Raw genomic sequence first — 17,208 nt, 5'->3', positions numbered from 1 at the left:
CTTCCAGGTCGAGCGAGCCGCCCACGGTCAGATTGTCCGGCAGCGCGGTGATGCTGGAGCCTTCCAGGTCGAGCCAGCCGCCCACGGTCAGATTGTCCGGCAAGGCGTCGACGCTGCTAACATCTTCCAGATCCAGATTGTGGGTGACGGTAATATTCCCGTTATCGGAAACAGTGTGCTGAATATAGTTTTTAACGAGGTGCTTAATTAAGTCGAACATTGCTGGTCCTTAAATTTTGCGTGTAACAATCCTGTCGCTTTAGTAGCCGACCATTTGGTTAAATCCGGTTTTCCGATCCCCTGCTAATGGGTGGCAGGTTTTCCGTGCTGGTTGAGATAAACCTCTATCTCTTCGCTGGTGGTACGCAGGCGCTCAAACAGGGTGAACAGATACAACCCTTTACCCACGTTTGCAGATGCACGGTATGTGCGCCCCTGATACCTGACCAGCATCCCTGGTATAACGCTGGTTCTTGGTAATGTTGTTGTGCCGTAATTAGCCATCTCATCCCCTTGCCGTCTTCCCGGCTGCCAGAACTTTTACCCGGGCATTCGCGTTTGAATGCGTTGTTTGGATGAGATGATTATTAACCAGTGGTTATTTTTGGTCAATAACCGATGGTTAATTATTTTTATTTTGGTTAATAACCAACTGAAAAATAGGTCAATTTAGTTTTTAATCGTGGAGTGATATGATGAAAAAAACAGCTATTGAGGTGCTTATGGACTTTAATGAAGAGCGTGTGGGCTTGATTTCTGGGGCGATCGGGATGGCTGTGGTTAATCTTATTGCCTTTGGTGTGCCAATCAATAGAGATAACCTTGTCGAAGAGCTGGAACGGGTAAGGCGTGAAACAGGAAACGTGATCGGGAAGGGGGTTAATCGAGATGCTGCGGAGATCGTTAGAAAAGGGGTGTAAAAAAATCCGGCTCAGTGGCCGGATTATGTCTATCTACGGTAACGTAAAACAGAGTACCAGAACACAAACCCGATGATTTCGACGTCGCTTTCGTTTGCCTCTTCGTCGTCGTATTCACGATTAATGCTGCGGATTAACACCTTTCCGCCAGGCTTGCGGTAAAGCTGTTTGATTCGCTTTAAATCGCCTTGGTTGATGGCGTACAGTTCACCGTCAACGATTCTTTTATTTCCTGTGTCAACTGCAACGGTTGCACCATCAGGAATAACTGGTTCCATGCTATCACCGGAAGCCGGGAAACACAGGACACCAGAACCGTCAGTGCTGGCACCTACGCGCCGTAAAGTTGCTTTGGAAAAACGCAACTTGAAGCCGTTGTAATCTTCATCAGTGACGCGCCCATCCCCGCAGGCAAATTCGATATCCTTCAAGAACGGCACTTCAACCTCATCTTCTGGTAGAGGGGTATTTCTATCCCAAGACTCGACTGTACCCCACTCACTTACAGGGGGGAGAGCATCATCAGACAATCGTTTTTCAGCGAGTTTTTCGCCTCGCCCATACTCAAGCCACTCTGGAGAAACCCCAAGCCATTTACTTAGAGCCATGATGTTTGTCATGTCTGGGATTGCTGCGCCGTTAAGCCATTTCCAGATTCCAGGCTCAGAAACATCAATGCCTTGAGCTTTTAATGCGCTACGAATCCTGCCTGCGAGCCCACGCCCACCCACACCAGCATCAAGACACGCAGTGTGTAGTCGTTTGGAGAACTCTTCTTTTAAATCATCTTTTTTAACCATGCGTTAATTATCGAATAGAGTTGACATAACTGTCAGTTAAGAATTAATCTTAACTCGTAGTTAATTTGGTTAATGGAAAACGCTATGAATCCAATGCAATTCGCTATTGAAGCTGTAGGCGGCCAAACAGCAGCAGCTCGCCTATGCGGACTGTCGAATGTGGCTATTCATAAGTGGGTTAAGAACGCAGCCTTACCGCGCACTGAATACACAGAGAAAACCAATTATTCACAGATCCTTGCTGACGCATCTGGTGGGAAGTTCACCTCTGAATGGTTGCGTCAAGCAGCAAACCCAGACCGGGAAAAAGCACCCGATGCCGCCGCTTAATCAGCGGCATATGTTTTTACAAGGGGATTATCACCAATGGAGAACGCAATCGCACGAAAGTTAGACCCGCCAGTTATCAATCCGGTTGAGATAGAAAGCGTCCTGCTCAACCGTCTTGCATCGGTGGGGCAGAAGGCATACGCCGAACATATGGGCATTAGCGAGTCGACAGCCAGCAGGCGCAAAGCTGAGGGGCATTTCAGCACCATGGCGAAAGAGCTGGCCTTCCTGGGTATTCAGGCAGCGCCACCGGAAGCGGTGCTGGTGTCGCGTGAATATCTGGCCTCAGTCGAAACACTCGCTGATATCGGGCTGAAAGCCGAACGGGCAAGGCCGGGGCCGCTGGGGTGGGATTAAGCCATGAACCATATCGAATTCATCGAAAAGCATGTGCGTGAAGAACTGCTGAAGCTCGGTTTCTCTCTGGGTGTGGCTCAGGGGGGGGCATTCCAGGCTATCGACATGTACAAGCGCATGAGCCAGGCAAGCAGAAAGGGGAAGATTTTTGATGATGTTTTACGGCACGCAAAGCTGTGGGCGGAGAAGCAGCAGTTACCCGCTGACCGCTTTGAGAAGCGAAAAGTTAAACGGAACGCCCAGCCGGGGCTGTTCTGAAAAGGCGAAAGCCGCTGTGCGCGAACACAGGCGGCTCTCAGGTGCAAATGTTCGACCAATTGCAGGAGGAATAATGGCAAAAAACAACCGCTATTACCAGACCGCTGTACATAAAAACAATACCCGCGACCGCTTCGTGCGTTCGATTAATCCGGTAGTGGCCGAGAAGATGCGCGCCATCCTGGAGGAGTTGAAGCGCAAGGAGGAAAGCCGTGGATAATCTCGCAACAGTCATACCAATCAGACCGGCTATTACGGTCGTGGAGCGTCGGGTGGCAGATCTTGATGATGGTTATACGCGCCTGGCAAATATGCTTCTGGAAGAATACGCAGGCGCTGACCTGACGAAGCGACAATTCAAAGTCCTGCTCGCTGTTCTACGCCTTACCTACGGGTGGAATAAGCCCATGGACAGAATCGCCAATTCTCAGATAGCTCAGATAGCACGCTTGCCAGAGAAGCGCGTCAGCGAAGCGCGAGTCCAGCTCGTCGGAATGAACCTGCTTACCCAGGTTGGACGTAGCATTGGACCGAACAAAAACACCGCCGAATGGTTATTACCAGCAGGTGAAAGCTGCGATACAGAAAATCCCTCAAAGCAGGGGATAAATGACGAGGAAGAAGAATCCCTCAATTTAGGGGATAATCCCTCAATTCAGGGTATACCTCAAAATGAGGGAAAATCCCTCAAAACAGGGGAAGAAGAATCCCTCAATTTAGGGGAACACCAAAGACATATAAATACAATAAATACTAATACCCCCCAACCCCCAGAGGGGGAGTGTGTCGGGCAGGAAGAAAAAACTGTCTCAAAGAAAACCCCTATCGACTACCAGGCGGTGCTGTCTGCATACAACACCACCCTGGGAGACCGCCTTCCCCAGGCAGAGGCACTAAACGACAAACGTCGCCGTGCTATCAAACGCCTGCTGACCGAGCTGAAAGAGCCAACCGTCGAGGCTGTGGAGAATTACTTCGCCGCGTTCGCTGAGCGAGCACCAAAATTTTACTTCGGTGAGAACGACAGAGGCTGGCGCGCCAGTTTCGATTATCTGCTGCGTTCTGACACCCTGCTGAAAACCAGGGAGAATGCGCTATGACAGACATGAACATGATCCCGCAGAACATCGAAGCCGAACAAAGCGTGCTGGGCGGCATGATGCTGGATAGCGGTAGCGATCGCTGCCAGACCGCTATGTCGATGCTCAAACCAGAATCGTTCTACATCCGCCCCCACCAGGTGATTTTCGCCGAGATGCGGGAGCTGGTAGCCAACCAGAAGCCTATCGACCTGATCACCCTGATTGAGTCGCTGGAGTCGAAAGGGCTTGGCGAGCAGGCTGGTGGCTTCGCTTACATGGCTGAGATATCCAAAAACACCCCCAGCGCGGCGAACATCGTTCACTACGCCATGCTGGTGCGCGAGAAAGCCATGGAGCGATACGGCATAGACAAGCTGACCAGCGCCACTGAGTTGCTGTTCTCCCGCAACGGGATGACCACCAGCCAGAAGTTTGACGCTATTCAGACCCTGTTCACCGATATCGCTGACTACGCGAAAACCGGTAACCGCCGGGGGCTTCGTGAGTTTTCGGAAGTGATGGGCGACTGGGTGGACGAGGTGGAAGCGCGCTGGAGCGACTCAGACGCAACGCGTGGACTGTCGACGGGGATCGGCTCGCTGGATGACCTGCTGCAACCGAAAGGGCTGGTTAAAGGCGCTCTGATGGTGATCGGCGCACGTCCAAAGATGGGTAAAACCACGTTGTATAGCCAGCTGGCCGTCAACTGTGCCGAGGTTGAGCAGCTTCCCGCGCTGATGTTTAGCCTCGAAATGCCGGATAAGCAGATTGTGGAGCGCATGATCGGGCAGGTCAGCCGCGTGAATACCGACGTGTTTTATGGCGATCGGTACGACGACGCGCAGGTGGCAATGGCTTTTGCTGCTGGCGGACGTCTGGCCCAGACCGGGAACCTGTACGTCGACGACACGCCCGGGATCACGCTGGCGCACATCGTTGCAGAATCGCGTCGCATCAAACGAGAACGCGGCGCTGTCGGCATGGTGCTGGTGGACTACCTGACCCTGATGACCGCCGACAAGGCTGACCGTAACGACCTGGCCTACGGAATTATCACTAAGGGGCTGAAGAATCTGGCGAAGGAACTGAACTGCATCGTGGTGCTGCTTACCCAGCTGAACCGCGATCTGGAGAAGCGCACCAACAAACGCCCGATGCCAAGTGATTCCCGCGACACCGGGCAGATTGAGCAGGATTGCGATTACTGGATCGGCATCTACCGCGAAGGCGCATACGACGAAAACGCAGATCAGGCGGCTACCGAATTGCTGTTGCGCCTGAACCGCCACGGCCCTACCGGCGTTGTGTATTGCGACCAGCGCAACGGTGCGATCTACGACTGCGACCAGGCTGCTGCTGAGCAGAAGCGTCGCGCGAATGATGCCAGACCCAACAAAAAGAGGGAATTTTGATGAAAATTTACATTGCTGGGCCAATGACCGGCATCCCGAAATATAACCGCCCTGCGTTCCATTTTGAGGCTTTGCGCCTGGCTTCGGAAGGCCATGTGGTGTTAAACCCCGCGACGCTTCCCGATGGCCTGAGTCAGCCAGAGTACATGGATATTTGTCTCGCGATGCTCCGCTGCGCTGACGGCATTTTCCTGCTGTCCGGCTGGCAGAACTCCGCAGGCGCAAAAGCGGAACACGCTCTGGCTCAAAAGCTGGATCTGGAAATCATTCATCAGGAGAGTGCGGTATGACCAACAAAACCAAAGAACTCGTAGCTGCCGGGCATGCGCTGGCGAAAGAGCTGCATTGCGCTGAGTCTGCCGCGCTGGTGCGTGAACTGGCGACGCAGCTGGATGTGCAGCGTGCTCGCGCTGATGTGTTGGCTGACGTAGAGAAGCAGAACGCCCAACTGAAAGACGAGAACGAATACATCCGCAATCGCTTCAAAGAGCTTGATCGGATGTTCGGTAAGAACCTGCTTGTGATGAAAGCGGCGGTTATCGACTGGCGCACCACCGGAGACGCCAAGAACGGGATGGCATGGATTTTTAACACCATGCTTGGTCCTGGTGAGCTACCCAACGAGGACGAGAAAGACGCTCAGGCCTACTTTGACCGCGAATACGCGCCACTCGACAAAGAGTTGATGGATCTTCACCAGTGGTTTTGGGAGCGCCATAAGCGCATTGAATCCAAAGGTACTGTTATTCAGGAGGCTGCCCAGTGAACGAAGTATTTGTATTGATCAAGATAACCGCGATGGTCATTGGTATTTCGGTCGCTGTGCTGGGGATGATGTCATTCGTGATGTGGCAAAACCCGTTTCGCTTCATCAAACCGATGTTTGCCGTAAGGGTTTTGGTGGCGTTAGTAGCATACGCATGGTTCCTTTACTTTATTCCGGGGGCGTCACAATGAACAGGAACACCATCAATATCGGCGAGTCAGCATCACCGGCGCAATTACGCAGGTTGATACGTGATCGGCACGCTGCATGGTCACAGGAAACCTTTGGTGATGTTGGCCCAGTTGGTCCGCTGAAACACCTTGCGAAAGAAGCGCTGGAGGCCGCTGCCGCGCCAGATGATTTATCCGAGTGGGCGGATCTCCAATTCCTCTTGTGGGATGCTCAGCGGCGTGCCGGTATATCTGACGGCGAAATCACAGCAGCGATGGAAGAAAAGCTGAAAGTGAACATGGCGCGCCAGTGGCCTGAGCCGAAAGACGGCGAACCGCGATTACACATCAAGGAGCCTGGCAACTCTCTGGCAATTCCGGATGGTTATGTCGTGGTGCCGATTGAGCCGACAGAAGACATGATCGTTTACGGCTTCGAGTCCGAACCGGATGAGGACTTCAGCGATCCGGCTGTATGGGAGGAGTACCAGGCTATGAGTGGGTGCCGACAGGCGGCGCATCGGGCGAAATTATGTTGGGCAGCGATGATAGCCGCAGCACCAAAGCCGGGAGATAGCAATGGCTAAATCTGCTGCTGAACGCAAAGCCGCCCAGCGAGCCCGACAAGCAGCTGCTGGTGGGCGTAAATTTGAGCTCATACTTGATACGCAGGAACTGGAGATGCTGGAGCGCAATTGTGCCGCCCGCCGCCCGGGGCGAGCGCCGTATGAAATGAGCGAATACGTCGCAATGCTGATCCGCCAGGACGATGCCCGCGTTCGTGGTCGCATTAAGTCAATCAGCGCGAACCGCTGCGGTAAATGCGGCGATGCGCTGCCGGTTAAGTCGTGTCCGTGCGACGGTGATGCGCAATGCTGGGTTACGCGTGGTTGGCACGAAACCAAATTGACGGCGTGACATGTCACAGTGTAATCAATAACATACAAGCCTCTTCGGAGGCTTTTTTTGTCGGCGTTAAATTGCTTTTGCCACAATGCCCAGCCATAATATCCCTGTCATCCTGAACAACTGACACCCGGACATTCGCGCCACGGAGAACACCATGGCGCAGCACCACCAGCTTAAACACAATCGCCTGACGTTATCCGACGTCAGCGATTTGTCGTATCTGTCGCTTAACCTCTTCGGGGGTGACGCGTGAGCCAACAATTCCACCTCGTTAACGAAAGCGTTAAGCAGAACGCTATCAACTACATTCGTCAGTTGCCGGTCGACAGCAAGCGCCCGCTGATACTCGACGTCAAAGAGTCGACGCGCACCGCTATTCAAAATCGCAAGATGTGGCCGCTACTGAAAGACCTTTCCGACCAGGTTCTCTGGTTCGGCAATAAATACGATTCCGACGACTGGAAAGACCTCATCACCGCGCTGGTGGCAAAAACCAAAAAGCAGGAACAGCGAATGGCCCCCGGCCTTGATGGTGGCGTCGTGATGTTCGGCCAGCGCACCAGCAAAATGACCATTCCCCAGATGGTAGAAGTCATCGAGGCGATTTACTGGTTCGGCACCAAGCAGGGCGTAACCTTCAGCGAACAATCCCGCAATGAAATCGAGTGGGCAAAGCGTTGGGGGGACAGCAATGCGAAATAACCCCAGTCAGAGAACCTACCGCAGTAAAAAGTGGCTCGCCGCTGTAGGGCAGATCGAGCAGTGCGTGTTATGCGGCTCGTGGGGGACGCAGGTAGCGCATCGCAATGAAGGCAAAGGCATGGGCCTGAAAGCCGATGATTGCGCCACGGCGGCGATCTGCGTTTGCTGCCACGACAGCATCGACAACGGCAGCAAGCTATCGCGAGACGAACGCCGTCAGATGATGGACCGCGCTATCGTTCTGACCGTTATCCAGATCGCCCGCCTTGGGCTGGTGGTGCCAGCATGAAAATTTACGATATCACTCCTGTCGCCAAGCCTCGCATGACCCGAAGCGATCGCTGGCGCAGCAGGCCAGAAACCTCCGCCTACTGGTTCTTTAAAGCTCAGGTGCGCCGCCTCGGTATAACCCTTCCGGAATCCGGTTACCACATAACATTCGTTCTGCCCATGCCGAAAAGCTGGAGCCAGAAGAAGCGTGCGCAACTTAACGGCCAGGCTCATCAGCAGAAACCGGATAAAGACAACCTGGAAAAGGCGCTTCTCGATGCCATTTTCGACGACGACAGCCGCGTCTGGGATGGCCGGGTGACAAAACTTTGGGGAGAGAAGGGGCAGATCATTATTGGGGAGTGCGCGCCGTGACCAGAGACGAGATAACCCGGTACCAGGCAGAAAGCGTTAAGCGCGCCAACCTGCCGCCAGTAGCAAAGCACAGCCAGACCAAAACCAACCAGCCACAGAAGGAAGCCGCATAATGAAACTGGAATTAACCAAAGACCAGCATCAATGGGTAGACCAGTGGCTCCAGTTGTGGGGCGCATGGTGCCAGACCGGCAAGATTGATAAAGCGATGATCAACATGATTGCCAGATTCATGGCTACCGTCGAGCCCCAGCAAGCATCACGGCCGGTATGTAGTGATGATGACGGGATGCTCATTGATGCTGTCATTCGCCACTACCTGAAGAATGTGGATGAAAATGCCTGGCGGGTTATCTTCGCCTACTACGTCTGCAACTCCAGCGAGATCCGAATTGCATCATGGCAGCATGCAGTAAGTAAGCCTCGCCTTATGAAGACGCGTGGCGGCAATCAGTACAAACACCCAAGCATCTCGACAATCCGTAGAGAGGTGAAGCAAATCATCAATGCTTCATTGTTATGTTTATACCAACCGCTTCAAAATGCGTTTAACGATCGCGAAAATGTGAGGAAAATTGCAAAAAATCCTCATAACGCGCTTGCTTTTCAATGAACAAATGAGCAGAATAAATCGTATATGTTGCCGTTGTTGTGTGTGACATGAATGAATGCCAAGCCTCGCCATCGTGCGGGGCTTTTTTATTTGCGGTACGCCGCACACAGAACCCACTACGTGGGACCCTTCGGCCAGCGAGCCGACATTGCCTTACCCCCATATTGCCCGCCTGTCGCGGGATTTTTTATTTCAGGCTCCGGGAACCATCATCGACACGCCTACTTGTTAAATCGTCCCGAGGGCCTGATCCCTTACTACAAACAGCACCCCGTTCTTTCGGAGGTGATATGGCTAAACGTATGCAAGATAAAGAAAGCATTGCCGGAGTGTCATGGCTGATTGTCCTTGCTCTGTCATGCTGGGGCGGCCTGGTCCGATACCTTATTGACGTTAAGCAGAACAAAGCCACCTGGAGCTGGATTAATGCGCTGGCACAAATTGCAGTGTCCGGCTTTACCGGTCTTATTGGTGGCCTGATCAGCGTAGAAAGTGGGCTGAGTCTTTACATGATTCTGGTTACGTCTGGTATCAGCGGGGCAATGGGCTCCGTAGCACTGACGTACTTCTGGGAACGCCTGACGGGGATGAAGAATGCAAACCAGTGATAAAGGCATTGCCCTGATTAAAGAATTCGAGGGCTGCAAACTCACCGCGTACCAGGACAGCGTTGGCGTCTGGACGATCGGATACGGATGGACTCAGCCTGTCGACGGGAAACCAATCCGCGCCGGGATGACGATTAATCAGGAAACGGCAGAGCGTCTGCTGAAGACAGGACTGGTCAGCTACGAAAGCGACGTTTCCCGCCTGGTTAAAGTCGGCCTGACTCAGGGGCAATTCGACGCCATGGTGTCGTTCACGTATAACCTCGGCGCCCGGTCATTATCAACATCGACTCTTCTGCGAAAACTCAACGCCGGTGATTACGTTGGCGCCGCCGATGAGTTCATGCGCTGGAATAAAGCTGGTGGGAAGGTGCTGAATGGGCTGACACGTCGGCGGGAGGCAGAGCGGGCTCTGTTCCTATCATGATTGGCGCGCTGGTTAAGCGTTACTGGCTGCAGCTGCTGGTGCTGGCGTTAATCGGCGTACTGGCTTTCTTCGTGAACCACTACCGCAACAACGCTATCACCTACAAAGACCAGCGCGATAAAGCCACTGAGAAACTCAGCATGGCTAAAGCCACCATCAAAGACATGCAGACCCGCCAGCGTGATGTGGCTGCACTGGATGCCAAATACACGAAGGAATTGTCCGATGCGAAAAAAACCATTAACGATTTGCGTCGGGATGTCGATTCTGGCGCTAAACGGCTGCGCATCGCCGCAACCTTCCCTGGAGTGTCAAAAGCCACCTCCGCCACCGGCGTGGATGATGCAGAAACCCCCGAACTTACTCCAGACGCTCGACGGAATTATTTCGATCACCGGGACGGAATCGCAACCGCTGACAAGATGATTCGCGGCATGCAGGACTACATCAAAGAGCAGTGTCTTAAATGATTCGTTACCCAAATAACAGAGCCTGACTTCGGTCGGGCTTTTTTATGCCCGAATTTCACCGCGCACCGCAGCGCATTCAACCCACGTCGAACCATACCCTTTGAAATGAGCCTTTGAGGAAGTCAGTTAGTGCTGGCGAGCCTCGACGGGCTGATTTCCTATGCGGCAAAGGTTCATCTCAAAGAAAGGTACACGTTATGAATAATCCGTCAGTTATTCCGGCCTTCGACTTCCGAGAAATGGTTTTGCCATCCAACGGAAAGGTCATCACGACGTCCATGAAGATCGCCCGCTATTTCGGCAAGGCGCATAAAAACGTTCTTCGCACTATCAAGCGGCTGGAGTCAGATTGCTCCCCTGATTTTAACCGGCTCAATTTTGAGCCCGTTGAATACCTCGATAAGAAAGGCGAAATGCGCCTGATGTACAACATCACGAAAGATGGCTGGATGATGCTTGTAATGGGTTTCACCGGAAAAACGGCGACCGCGATTAAAGAGCAATACATCGCCGCCTTTAACTGGATGGCCGAGCAGCTAAACCGACGCATGGCGATGGGTGAAGAAATGCAGCACCGCTACGCCATCAAAGAAACGCGCTCAAAGTTGAAAGGAACGATCGGCAGCCGGTTGATGAACGAGCGGAAGAAAGAGAAGCGCGTTCTGGAGCTCGAGCATGAGCACATCATGCAGGTAACGCAGCCGGAATTACTTATTGGCTGATCGCGGCATTACAGGAGCTCTTCATTGAGGGGCTTCGATAATGTCAACGTGAGGTAAGTATTATGGCAAAACCGGACTGGGAGGCCATTGAATCGGCATACCGGGCCGGAGTCCTTAGTCTCCGTGATATAGGCGATAAATACGGCGTTACTGAAGGGGCTATCAGGAAGAGGGCTAAAAAGTTTGATTGGGTACGCAATAGCGGTACGCAGGTACGCAAAAATGGTACGCAAAGTGGTACGCAAAAGAGTAAGGCGCGTACCAGCGAAAAGCCTGCCAGCGCTGGCCGTACGCAAAAAAGTACGCAACCAAAAGCCGAACATCCACCAGAAACGAAACCGATACGCGGAGTGCGTACCAATCCTCCAACCAATCCATTTCAGACCGGTAATCAGCACGCCCTGAAGCATGGCGGCTATGGTCGTCGAATGTTGCTTTCTGATGCTACTACTGAAGATGCTCAGATGCTTACACTCGACGATGAGCTTTTCTGGCTGCGTGCGGCGAACCTGACGGCGGCGGAGAACATTGGGCGCTGGCAGGCTGAACTGGAGCTTGCTGATGATGATAAAGCTAAGGATCTGCACTCACTGATTTCCTCTGCTGAAAAAGCCATGCACCGTAACACCGCCCGCATTGAGTCGCTGGAATTCACAAAGGCATCTATAGAGCATCGGCTCGCCTCCACTGACAAAGTGTCTCTGGAAGCGGATCGCCTTCGTCGTGATGCTGGCGTTGATGACGGTAATGGAGATCGTGACCTTAATGACTTTTACTCTGACATCCAAACCGACCCTGAATCCGGCTCTAAGGAACTTCTGGACGACACAGGCTCGAAATAAAGTACTTTTTGGTGGGCGCTCATCGTCAAAGTCATGGGATGCTGCTGGGTTTGCTGTCTTTCTGGCAAATAAATACAACCTGCGTTTCTGTTGCGCGCGTCAAATTCAGAACAAAATCGAAGAGTCGGTTTATACCCTGCTCAAAATACAGATTGAACGGTTTGGGCTGCGGCATCGCTTCCGAATTCTGAATAATAAAATTATCAACCGGGTCACTGGCTCAGAATTCGTGTTTTACGGTTTATGGCGCAATATCGAAGAAATTAAATCCCTGGAAGGTATCAGCGTTTTGTGGCTTGAAGAAGCCCATGCACTAACGGAATACCAGTGGAAGATACTGGAACCAACCATTCGTAAAAGCGGATCTGAATGCTGGTTTATTTTTAACCCTGGTCTGGTGACTGACTTTGTATGGCGTAATTTCGTTGTTGATCCACCAGAAGATACGTTGGTGCGAAAAATCAATTACGACGAAAACCCATTCCTCTCAGACACCATGCTTAAGGTTATCTCGGCTGCAAAGCGTCGTGATCCGGAGGGGTTTGACCACGTTTATATGGGGGTTCCCGAATCTGATGATGACGCGGCAATTATTAAACTTTCGTGGATTGAGGCTGCAATAGATGCCCATAAGGTGCTTGGTTTTGAGCCAAACGGACGAAAGCGAATAGGCTTCGACGTTGCCGATAGCGGTGCGGATAAGTGCTCCAATGTTTATCGTCATGGCTCCGTTGTGTATTGGGCTGATGAATGGAAGGCAAAAGAAGACGAGCTTCTTAAAAGCTGCCAGCGGGCATATCAGGCAGCCACAGAGAGAAGTGCTGATATCGTTTATGACTCCATTGGTGTTGGCGCTTCTGCTGGTGCTAAATTCTCGGAAATTAACGAAGACAGACGACGTGAAAATCCTTATTCACGACCAGTTAATTATCAACGCTTCAATGCTGGCGCTGGTGTGAACGAGCCAGATTCTGAATATAACGGCATTCCGAATAAAGACTTCTTTGCCAATCTGAAAGCCCAGGCATGGTGGCTGGTAGCTGATCGCTTTCGTAATACGTTCAACGCGGTGAAAAATGGAGAGGAATATCCTGTTGATGAGTTGATAAGTATCGATTCATCGTGCCCGCACCTGGAGAAACTAAAGCTTGAGCTGACGACCCCGCACCGAGACTTTGATCGTAACGGTAGGGTTATGGTTGAAAGCAAGAAAGATTTGGCTAAGCGCGATATCCCCTCACCTAACATTGCCGACGCTTTCATAATGGCGTTCGCGCCGACCGATACAACAATGGATATTTGGGAATTGCTCGGGAGGCAAGCCTGATGGCACGAAACAAACAAGCCTCTCAGCGAACGGCGCAGGCCACCGCTGATGGCTATGAGAACTTTGTCGCCCGCGTGGGGATGCAGACGCCTAACCAGCACTCAGCATCGACCTACCGGGCTAACTTCACCAGCCGCAACCGCATGCTGGTGGAATGGTCATATCGCGGATCGTGGGTTATCGGCGAAGCGGTCGACGCTATCCCGGACGATATGACCCGGAAAGGCATTCGTATCACTTCGGAGATTGACGCCAAAGACCGTGGCACCCTGGAAGCGCAGCTGGATGAGTTGCAGATCTGGGATGCGCTGAACGACGCGCTGAAATGGTCGCGACTCTACGGCGGAGCGGTTGGCTTCATCATGATCGAGGGGCAGGCACCAATGACTCCGCTGCGGCTCGAAACCATTGGCGAGGGCAAATTTAAGGGCATTCTCCCGCTCGACCGCTGGATGATTAACCCGGTCCTGACCCGCCGCATTAAAGAGATGGGGCCGGATCTCGGGAAACCTGAGTTTTACGACGTAGTGACCACTGCAACGGGCATTCCAGCCTGGCGCATCCATCACAGCCGCCTGATTCGCTTCGACGGGGTGACGCTGCCATTCCAGCAGAAGATAACCGAAAACGAATGGGGAATGTCGGTTGTAGAGCGTATCTGGGATCGGCTTACTGCGTTCGACAGCGCCACTGTCGGCGCGGCTCAGCTGGTCTACAAAGCGCATCTGCGCACCTACAGCGTGGAGAAGCTGCGCGAGCTTATCGCGGTTGGTGGCCCGGCGTTCGAGGCGTTGCTGAAGAACATCGACCTGATCCGCCAGTTCCAGAGCAATGAAGGCATGACGCTCATGGACTCGCGGGATAAGTTCGAAACCCACCAGTACAGCTTCAGTGGTCTGGATGACATTCTTTCGCAGTTCGCTGAGCAGATCAGCGGTGCCGTTGGTATCCCGCTGGTGCGCCTGTTCGGGCAGTCCCCAAAAGGCTTCTCTACTGGTGACGCAGACCTCGCCAACTATTACGACCGGGTGAGCTCATTGCAGGAGCGCCGCTTACGGCTGCCGATGCGCCGGATACTGGACATTATGCACCGTTCGGAACTCGGTAAGCCGCTGCCGGACGATTTTACGTTTGAATTTAACCCGCTATGGCAAATGTCTGACGTTGACCGCTCAACGGTGGCCGTAAACACCACCACCGCGATCAGCACCGCGCTGGGCGACGGATTGATGACGCGTAAGGCGGCAATGACCGACCTGCGCGAAAACTCTGACGTCACCGGCATCGGGGCTTCCATTACCGACGAGGACATAGAGAATGCCGAAGACGAAGCGCCGCCAGGCATCGGCGAACTTGGCGACAAACCGCCAGAGTCGCCAGGCGGAGATCCGATATCGAACGAGCCTACGGCAGATAGCGCGGGCGGTCGGGGATATCGTAAATGGGCGCTACGATGGTTCAAACGATAGCGTCACCGAAATCATGGATGCGCTGGAGCGCTACAGCGAAATCATCACCCCCTGGGCGACGAAGGTAGCTGAGAACTTCACCGCAGACATAGCGCGCCAGAATGAAAAGCAGTGGCGTCAACACAGCCGGAACATCAGCGCAGAGCTGCGCAACATGGTTGACCGCGCCCCGGTAGGCCAGGTGATGAAATCCATCGTCGCCGAGCAAATTAAGTACATCAAATCGCTGCCTCTTGAGGCCGCCGATCGGGTGTATGACATTCAGAACAAAGCCATCGAGGCCGTTGTGACTGGTGGTCGCGCTGAGCCATTCGCGAAAGAGATAGCAGCGTCCGGTGACGTGTCACGCTCGCGAGCGAACCTTATCGCCCGTACCGAACTTGGACGCGCAACCGGCGCGCTGGATCAGGCGCGTGCGCTGTCAATCGGCTCGAATGGTTATATCTGGCGTACAGCCGAAGATGGCGACGTCCGGCATTCTCATCGGGAGATGGAAGGTAAGTTTGTCGAATGGGGCCGACCTCCAACGCTTGACGGCATGACCGGTCACGCTGGTGAGCTGCCGAACTGCCGCTGTTACAAAGAAATCGTTTTCCCCAACCCTCATTCTTATCTCGCCTGAATCGCAGGTAAACCATGAAATATTTTTTCAATACCCGGCTGGGGGAAACCCGCTATCAGCTGGCTGACGGCTCTCTGTTGTGCAAAGACGTGCCGATAGGTCGAACGGGTAAGCAGCTCTACGGCGCTGCCGATCTGCCAAACCTCAAACCCGACAAGCTCGGTGAGATAGTCGTAACGCGCTCTCCTGAGCAGGTATTCCATTCGGCCACGCTCGCCTCATTCGAAGGGATGAGCATCACGATCCTGCATCCTGAAGATGAAAACGGGAATGTGCGGCTGGTAAATCCCGAGAACTGGAAAGAGCTTGCTGTCGGGCATCTTCAGAACGTGCGGCGCGGGACTGGTGACCAGTCTGATTTGATGCTGGCTGACCTTATCGTCAAAGACGAAAGCGCCATTCAGCTTATCGAAGATGGCCTGCGTGAAGTGTCGTGCGGCTATGACGCGGAGTACGAGCAGACCGAGCCAGGTAAAGCCGAGCAGGTCGATATTACCGGAAACCATGTGGCTCTTGTCCCTAAAGGTAGAGCCGGAAATCGTTGTGCAATTGGAGACAGAGACACAATGGCAAATCAAAAGAGAAGCTGGTGGACCCGCATGCGCACGGCCATCAAAACGGGTGACGCTGACACCATGAACGAACTGCTGGACTCTGCGCCAGCGGCGGTAACGGGTGACGAAGGGGATCTGCCGAGCGGCGTTAACCTCAACATTAACCTTTCACCGCAGCAACCATTGCCGGACAAAAAGCCGGAAATGTGCGGAGAGACAACCTGCGACGGCGAGGACGATATCAAAACCTTGCTCAAAGCCCTGCTGGCTAAGCTCGAAGGAACTGCGATGTGCGATAACGACAATAAGCCTGACGAAAAAGACAAAAAAGATCCGACCTGCGACGGCGAGGACGACGAAGAGGAAACCACGATTACCGGTGACTCTGCCTATCGTGCCGAGGTTATCGTCCCGGGTATCGATCTGAGCCGTAAGGTGAAACCGACCGCGTTCAAACGTGATGTGCTGGCTGCCGCTGACAAAACACTGGTTCGCCAGGTTGTCGGTGATGCGGATATCCGCAAATTGCCCAAGCAATCGGTAGATATGGCGTTTAACGCCGTGTCAGAGATTGCCAAAGGGCGAAACACCCGTAGCACCACGGGCGATGCACAACGTCCAAATATGGGCATGACCAGCATCGCTTCCCTGAACAAACAAAACGCCGACTTCTGGTCTAACCGCAAAGGATAATCCAATGACTGCATATCTGTACCGGATGCCTGTTGGCATTGCCGGGGCTATCTCTCGCCCGCAGGACTTAACCGTCGAACCGGTGATCCTTAAATCCGCTAACGCCTTCGCTGCCTATGGTCTGGCTGGCAAATATGACGCTGACGGCTTTTTCGTGCCGCTGGCGGACGGTGACACCGCCGACAAGGTGAAGGGGATCTACGTTCGTCCGTATCCGACCACATCGCAGCCAGACATGGTTCGCCAGGTGGGGACGGATAAGAACTTCCCGGGCGACGCCATGAAGCGTGGCTACATGACCGTTAACCTCGGATCTGGCTTCGATGCCAGCACCATCAAAAAAGGCGCGCCTGTCTACGTGGTTGTTTCGCTCGACTCAACCATTGACGTGCCGCTGGGCGGCTTCATGTCCACGTCAGTCAGTGGCAAAAACGTGGCGCTGACCAACGCCGAATTCACAGGGGCCGGTGACGCTAACGGCAATGCAGAAATCTCCTGGAAGATTTAAGG

Annotated in this window: 27 protein-coding genes and 3 pseudogenes; 27 read left to right on the top strand and 3 right to left on the bottom strand. The window is 53.3% G+C overall.

All coding sequences use genetic code 11. The features are described from left to right. Nucleotides 1-220: pseudogene (locus HX884_RS12005) on the bottom strand (hypothetical protein); the annotation flags it as partial. A gap of 83 nt (nt 221-303) precedes the next feature. Then, on the bottom strand, nt 304-504 hold the full coding sequence (locus HX884_RS12000) for a cell division protein FtsZ (protein ID WP_063217320.1): 201 nt from the start codon (nt 502-504) through the stop codon (nt 304-306). A gap of 188 nt (nt 505-692) precedes the next feature. Here HX884_RS12000 and HX884_RS11995 point away from each other — a divergent pair, with 188 nt between their 5' ends. Further along, nucleotides 693-920, top strand: coding sequence for a hypothetical protein (locus tag HX884_RS11995; RefSeq protein WP_256737129.1), 228 nt, complete (start codon nt 693-695; stop codon nt 918-920). Between the two features lie 29 nt (nt 921-949). Here HX884_RS11995 and HX884_RS11990 read toward each other — a convergent pair whose 3' ends face one another. Next, nucleotides 950-1,720, bottom strand: a complete 771-nt coding sequence (locus HX884_RS11990; protein WP_178328225.1) for a helix-turn-helix transcriptional regulator — start codon at nt 1,718-1,720, stop codon at nt 950-952. A gap of 84 nt (nt 1,721-1,804) precedes the next feature. Here HX884_RS11990 and HX884_RS11985 point away from each other — a divergent pair, with 84 nt between their 5' ends. The 26 genes and pseudogenes from HX884_RS11985 (at nt 1,805) to HX884_RS11860 (ending at nt 17,206) form a co-directional block, all read left to right on the top strand. Beyond that, nucleotides 1,805-2,050 (top strand): hypothetical protein, encoded by a 246-nt coding sequence (locus tag HX884_RS11985; RefSeq protein ID WP_047716431.1) that lies wholly within the window; start codon nt 1,805-1,807, stop codon nt 2,048-2,050. A 36-nt stretch (nt 2,051-2,086) separates the two neighbouring features. Continuing rightward, nucleotides 2,087-2,407, top strand: a complete 321-nt coding sequence (locus HX884_RS11980) for a CII family transcriptional regulator (protein WP_072778544.1) — start codon at nt 2,087-2,089, stop codon at nt 2,405-2,407. Between the two features lie 3 nt (nt 2,408-2,410). Continuing rightward, nucleotides 2,411-2,665, top strand: a complete 255-nt coding sequence (locus HX884_RS11975) for a hypothetical protein (protein WP_047063804.1) — start codon at nt 2,411-2,413, stop codon at nt 2,663-2,665. A gap of 73 nt (nt 2,666-2,738) precedes the next feature. Further along, complete coding sequence (locus tag HX884_RS11970) at nt 2,739-2,885, top strand: hypothetical protein (RefSeq protein WP_178328224.1); 147 nt, start codon at nt 2,739-2,741, stop codon at nt 2,883-2,885. Then, nucleotides 2,878-3,765 carry a replication protein gene (locus HX884_RS11965; RefSeq protein WP_178328223.1) on the top strand — a complete coding sequence of 296 codons (888 nt, stop codon included), beginning with the start codon at nt 2,878-2,880 and terminating at the stop codon, nt 3,763-3,765. The genes HX884_RS11970 and HX884_RS11965 overlap by 8 nt, the downstream gene beginning before the upstream one ends. After that, nucleotides 3,762-5,159 carry a DnaB-like helicase C-terminal domain-containing protein gene (locus HX884_RS11960; protein ID WP_178328222.1) on the top strand — a complete coding sequence of 466 codons (1,398 nt, stop codon included), beginning with the start codon at nt 3,762-3,764 and terminating at the stop codon, nt 5,157-5,159. Before HX884_RS11965 ends, HX884_RS11960 begins: the two co-directional genes overlap by 4 nt. Beyond that, nucleotides 5,159-5,449 carry a DUF4406 domain-containing protein gene (locus HX884_RS11955; protein ID WP_062856095.1) on the top strand — a complete coding sequence of 97 codons (291 nt, stop codon included), beginning with the start codon at nt 5,159-5,161 and terminating at the stop codon, nt 5,447-5,449. The genes HX884_RS11960 and HX884_RS11955 overlap by 1 nt, the downstream gene beginning before the upstream one ends. 134 nt (nt 5,450-5,583) lie before the next feature. Next, nucleotides 5,584-5,925, top strand: a pseudogene (locus HX884_RS11950) (ead/Ea22-like family protein); the annotation flags it as partial. After that, nucleotides 5,922-6,116, top strand: a complete 195-nt coding sequence (locus tag HX884_RS11945) for a hypothetical protein (protein WP_178328221.1) — start codon at nt 5,922-5,924, stop codon at nt 6,114-6,116. The pseudogene HX884_RS11950 and the gene HX884_RS11945, both read left to right, overlap by 4 nt. A 59-nt stretch (nt 6,117-6,175) precedes the next feature. After that, a pseudogene (locus HX884_RS27215) lies at nt 6,176-6,455 on the top strand (dATP/dGTP pyrophosphohydrolase domain-containing protein); the annotation flags it as partial. Nucleotides 6,456-6,674: 219 nt separating this feature from the next. Next, entirely contained in the window at nt 6,675-7,013 is a 339-nt protein-coding gene (locus tag HX884_RS11935; RefSeq protein WP_178328219.1) for a hypothetical protein, read from the top strand. Between the two features lie 240 nt (nt 7,014-7,253). Further along, entirely contained in the window at nt 7,254-7,706 is a 453-nt protein-coding gene (locus HX884_RS11930; protein WP_178328218.1) for a recombination protein NinB, read from the top strand. After that, on the top strand, nt 7,696-7,995 hold the full coding sequence (locus tag HX884_RS11925; protein WP_178328217.1) for a hypothetical protein: 300 nt from the start codon (nt 7,696-7,698) through the stop codon (nt 7,993-7,995). Before HX884_RS11930 ends, HX884_RS11925 begins: the two co-directional genes overlap by 11 nt. Beyond that, nucleotides 7,992-8,351: a RusA family crossover junction endodeoxyribonuclease gene (locus HX884_RS11920; protein ID WP_178328216.1), complete on the top strand. Its 360-nt coding sequence runs from the start codon at nt 7,992-7,994 to the stop codon at nt 8,349-8,351. Before HX884_RS11925 ends, HX884_RS11920 begins: the two co-directional genes overlap by 4 nt. Continuing rightward, entirely contained in the window at nt 8,348-8,464 is a 117-nt protein-coding gene (locus tag HX884_RS11915) for a hypothetical protein (protein WP_116291301.1), read from the top strand. Before HX884_RS11920 ends, HX884_RS11915 begins: the two co-directional genes overlap by 4 nt. Then, nucleotides 8,464-8,964 carry an antiterminator Q family protein gene (locus HX884_RS11910; protein ID WP_178328215.1) on the top strand — a complete coding sequence of 167 codons (501 nt, stop codon included), beginning with the start codon at nt 8,464-8,466 and terminating at the stop codon, nt 8,962-8,964. The genes HX884_RS11915 and HX884_RS11910 overlap by 1 nt, the downstream gene beginning before the upstream one ends. 302 nt (nt 8,965-9,266) lie before the next feature. After that, nucleotides 9,267-9,572 (top strand): phage holin family protein, encoded by a 306-nt coding sequence (locus tag HX884_RS11905; RefSeq protein WP_122008274.1) that lies wholly within the window; start codon nt 9,267-9,269, stop codon nt 9,570-9,572. Next, the gene (locus HX884_RS11900; protein WP_178328214.1) at nt 9,559-9,999 is read left to right on the top strand and encodes a lysozyme; all 441 of its coding nucleotides are present in this window, start codon (nt 9,559-9,561) and stop codon (nt 9,997-9,999) included. Before HX884_RS11905 ends, HX884_RS11900 begins: the two co-directional genes overlap by 14 nt. Then, complete coding sequence (locus HX884_RS11895) at nt 9,996-10,469, top strand: lysis protein (protein WP_178328213.1); 474 nt, start codon at nt 9,996-9,998, stop codon at nt 10,467-10,469. The genes HX884_RS11900 and HX884_RS11895 overlap by 4 nt, the downstream gene beginning before the upstream one ends. 197 nt (nt 10,470-10,666) lie before the next feature. Further along, nucleotides 10,667-11,191: a Rha family transcriptional regulator gene (locus HX884_RS11890; protein WP_001064344.1), complete on the top strand. Its 525-nt coding sequence runs from the start codon at nt 10,667-10,669 to the stop codon at nt 11,189-11,191. Between the two features lie 62 nt (nt 11,192-11,253). Then, nucleotides 11,254-12,033: a hypothetical protein gene (locus tag HX884_RS11885; protein ID WP_063145294.1), complete on the top strand. Its 780-nt coding sequence runs from the start codon at nt 11,254-11,256 to the stop codon at nt 12,031-12,033. Next, entirely contained in the window at nt 11,957-13,360 is a 1,404-nt protein-coding gene (locus HX884_RS11880; RefSeq protein ID WP_178328235.1) for a PBSX family phage terminase large subunit, read from the top strand. Before HX884_RS11885 ends, HX884_RS11880 begins: the two co-directional genes overlap by 77 nt. Next, entirely contained in the window at nt 13,360-14,829 is a 1,470-nt protein-coding gene (locus HX884_RS11875) for a DUF1073 domain-containing protein (protein ID WP_178328212.1), read from the top strand. Before HX884_RS11880 ends, HX884_RS11875 begins: the two co-directional genes overlap by 1 nt. Nucleotides 14,830-14,842: 13 nt before the next feature. Further along, nucleotides 14,843-15,451: a phage minor head protein gene (locus tag HX884_RS11870; protein ID WP_001435593.1), complete on the top strand. Its 609-nt coding sequence runs from the start codon at nt 14,843-14,845 to the stop codon at nt 15,449-15,451. 14 nt (nt 15,452-15,465) lie between these two features. Then, nucleotides 15,466-16,698, top strand: coding sequence for a DUF2213 domain-containing protein (locus tag HX884_RS11865; RefSeq protein ID WP_057057800.1), 1,233 nt, complete (start codon nt 15,466-15,468; stop codon nt 16,696-16,698). Nucleotides 16,699-16,702: 4 nt separating this feature from the next. Beyond that, entirely contained in the window at nt 16,703-17,206 is a 504-nt protein-coding gene (locus HX884_RS11860; RefSeq protein WP_006120173.1) for a hypothetical protein, read from the top strand. Nucleotides 17,207-17,208: the final 2 nt, after the last annotated feature.

The sequence above is a fragment of the Enterobacter sp. SECR19-1250 genome, assembly GCF_013391025.1.
Lineage (GTDB): Bacteria > Pseudomonadota > Gammaproteobacteria > Enterobacterales > Enterobacteriaceae > Enterobacter > Enterobacter cloacae.
This window is presented reverse-complemented; position numbering and strand designations above follow the sequence as displayed.

What these genes read in the sequence shown, in the direction of transcription:
- HX884_RS11895 (WP_178328213.1), top strand. Translation starts at nt 9,996, where the DNA reads ATGATTGGCGCGCTGGTTAAGCGTTACTGGCTGCAGCTGCTGGTGCTG.
- HX884_RS11885 (WP_063145294.1), top strand. Translation starts at nt 11,254, where the DNA reads ATGGCAAAACCGGACTGGGAGGCCATTGAATCGGCATACCGGGCCGGA.
- HX884_RS12000 (WP_063217320.1), bottom strand. Translation starts at nt 504, where the DNA reads ATGGCTAATTACGGCACAACAACATTACCAAGAACCAGCGTTATACCA.
- HX884_RS11960 (WP_178328222.1), top strand. Translation starts at nt 3,762, where the DNA reads ATGACAGACATGAACATGATCCCGCAGAACATCGAAGCCGAACAAAGC.
- HX884_RS11910 (WP_178328215.1), top strand. Translation starts at nt 8,464, where the DNA reads ATGAAACTGGAATTAACCAAAGACCAGCATCAATGGGTAGACCAGTGG.
- HX884_RS11980 (WP_072778544.1), top strand. Translation starts at nt 2,087, where the DNA reads ATGGAGAACGCAATCGCACGAAAGTTAGACCCGCCAGTTATCAATCCG.
- HX884_RS11920 (WP_178328216.1), top strand. Translation starts at nt 7,992, where the DNA reads ATGAAAATTTACGATATCACTCCTGTCGCCAAGCCTCGCATGACCCGA.
- HX884_RS11970 (WP_178328224.1), top strand. Translation starts at nt 2,739, where the DNA reads ATGGCAAAAAACAACCGCTATTACCAGACCGCTGTACATAAAAACAAT.
- HX884_RS11995 (WP_256737129.1), top strand. Translation starts at nt 693, where the DNA reads ATGATGAAAAAAACAGCTATTGAGGTGCTTATGGACTTTAATGAAGAG.
- HX884_RS11990 (WP_178328225.1), bottom strand. Translation starts at nt 1,720, where the DNA reads ATGGTTAAAAAAGATGATTTAAAAGAAGAGTTCTCCAAACGACTACAC.
- HX884_RS11880 (WP_178328235.1), top strand. Translation starts at nt 11,957, where the DNA reads ATGACTTTTACTCTGACATCCAAACCGACCCTGAATCCGGCTCTAAGG.
- HX884_RS11900 (WP_178328214.1), top strand. Translation starts at nt 9,559, where the DNA reads ATGCAAACCAGTGATAAAGGCATTGCCCTGATTAAAGAATTCGAGGGC.
- HX884_RS11865 (WP_057057800.1), top strand. Translation starts at nt 15,466, where the DNA reads ATGAAATATTTTTTCAATACCCGGCTGGGGGAAACCCGCTATCAGCTG.
- HX884_RS11985 (WP_047716431.1), top strand. Translation starts at nt 1,805, where the DNA reads ATGAATCCAATGCAATTCGCTATTGAAGCTGTAGGCGGCCAAACAGCA.
- HX884_RS11975 (WP_047063804.1), top strand. Translation starts at nt 2,411, where the DNA reads ATGAACCATATCGAATTCATCGAAAAGCATGTGCGTGAAGAACTGCTG.
- HX884_RS11935 (WP_178328219.1), top strand. Translation starts at nt 6,675, where the DNA reads ATGGCTAAATCTGCTGCTGAACGCAAAGCCGCCCAGCGAGCCCGACAA.
- HX884_RS11890 (WP_001064344.1), top strand. Translation starts at nt 10,667, where the DNA reads ATGAATAATCCGTCAGTTATTCCGGCCTTCGACTTCCGAGAAATGGTT.
- HX884_RS11905 (WP_122008274.1), top strand. Translation starts at nt 9,267, where the DNA reads ATGCAAGATAAAGAAAGCATTGCCGGAGTGTCATGGCTGATTGTCCTT.
- HX884_RS11870 (WP_001435593.1), top strand. Translation starts at nt 14,843, where the DNA reads ATGGATGCGCTGGAGCGCTACAGCGAAATCATCACCCCCTGGGCGACG.
- HX884_RS11860 (WP_006120173.1), top strand. Translation starts at nt 16,703, where the DNA reads ATGACTGCATATCTGTACCGGATGCCTGTTGGCATTGCCGGGGCTATC.
- HX884_RS11955 (WP_062856095.1), top strand. Translation starts at nt 5,159, where the DNA reads ATGAAAATTTACATTGCTGGGCCAATGACCGGCATCCCGAAATATAAC.
- HX884_RS11875 (WP_178328212.1), top strand. Translation starts at nt 13,360, where the DNA reads ATGGCACGAAACAAACAAGCCTCTCAGCGAACGGCGCAGGCCACCGCT.
- HX884_RS11925 (WP_178328217.1), top strand. Translation starts at nt 7,696, where the DNA reads ATGCGAAATAACCCCAGTCAGAGAACCTACCGCAGTAAAAAGTGGCTC.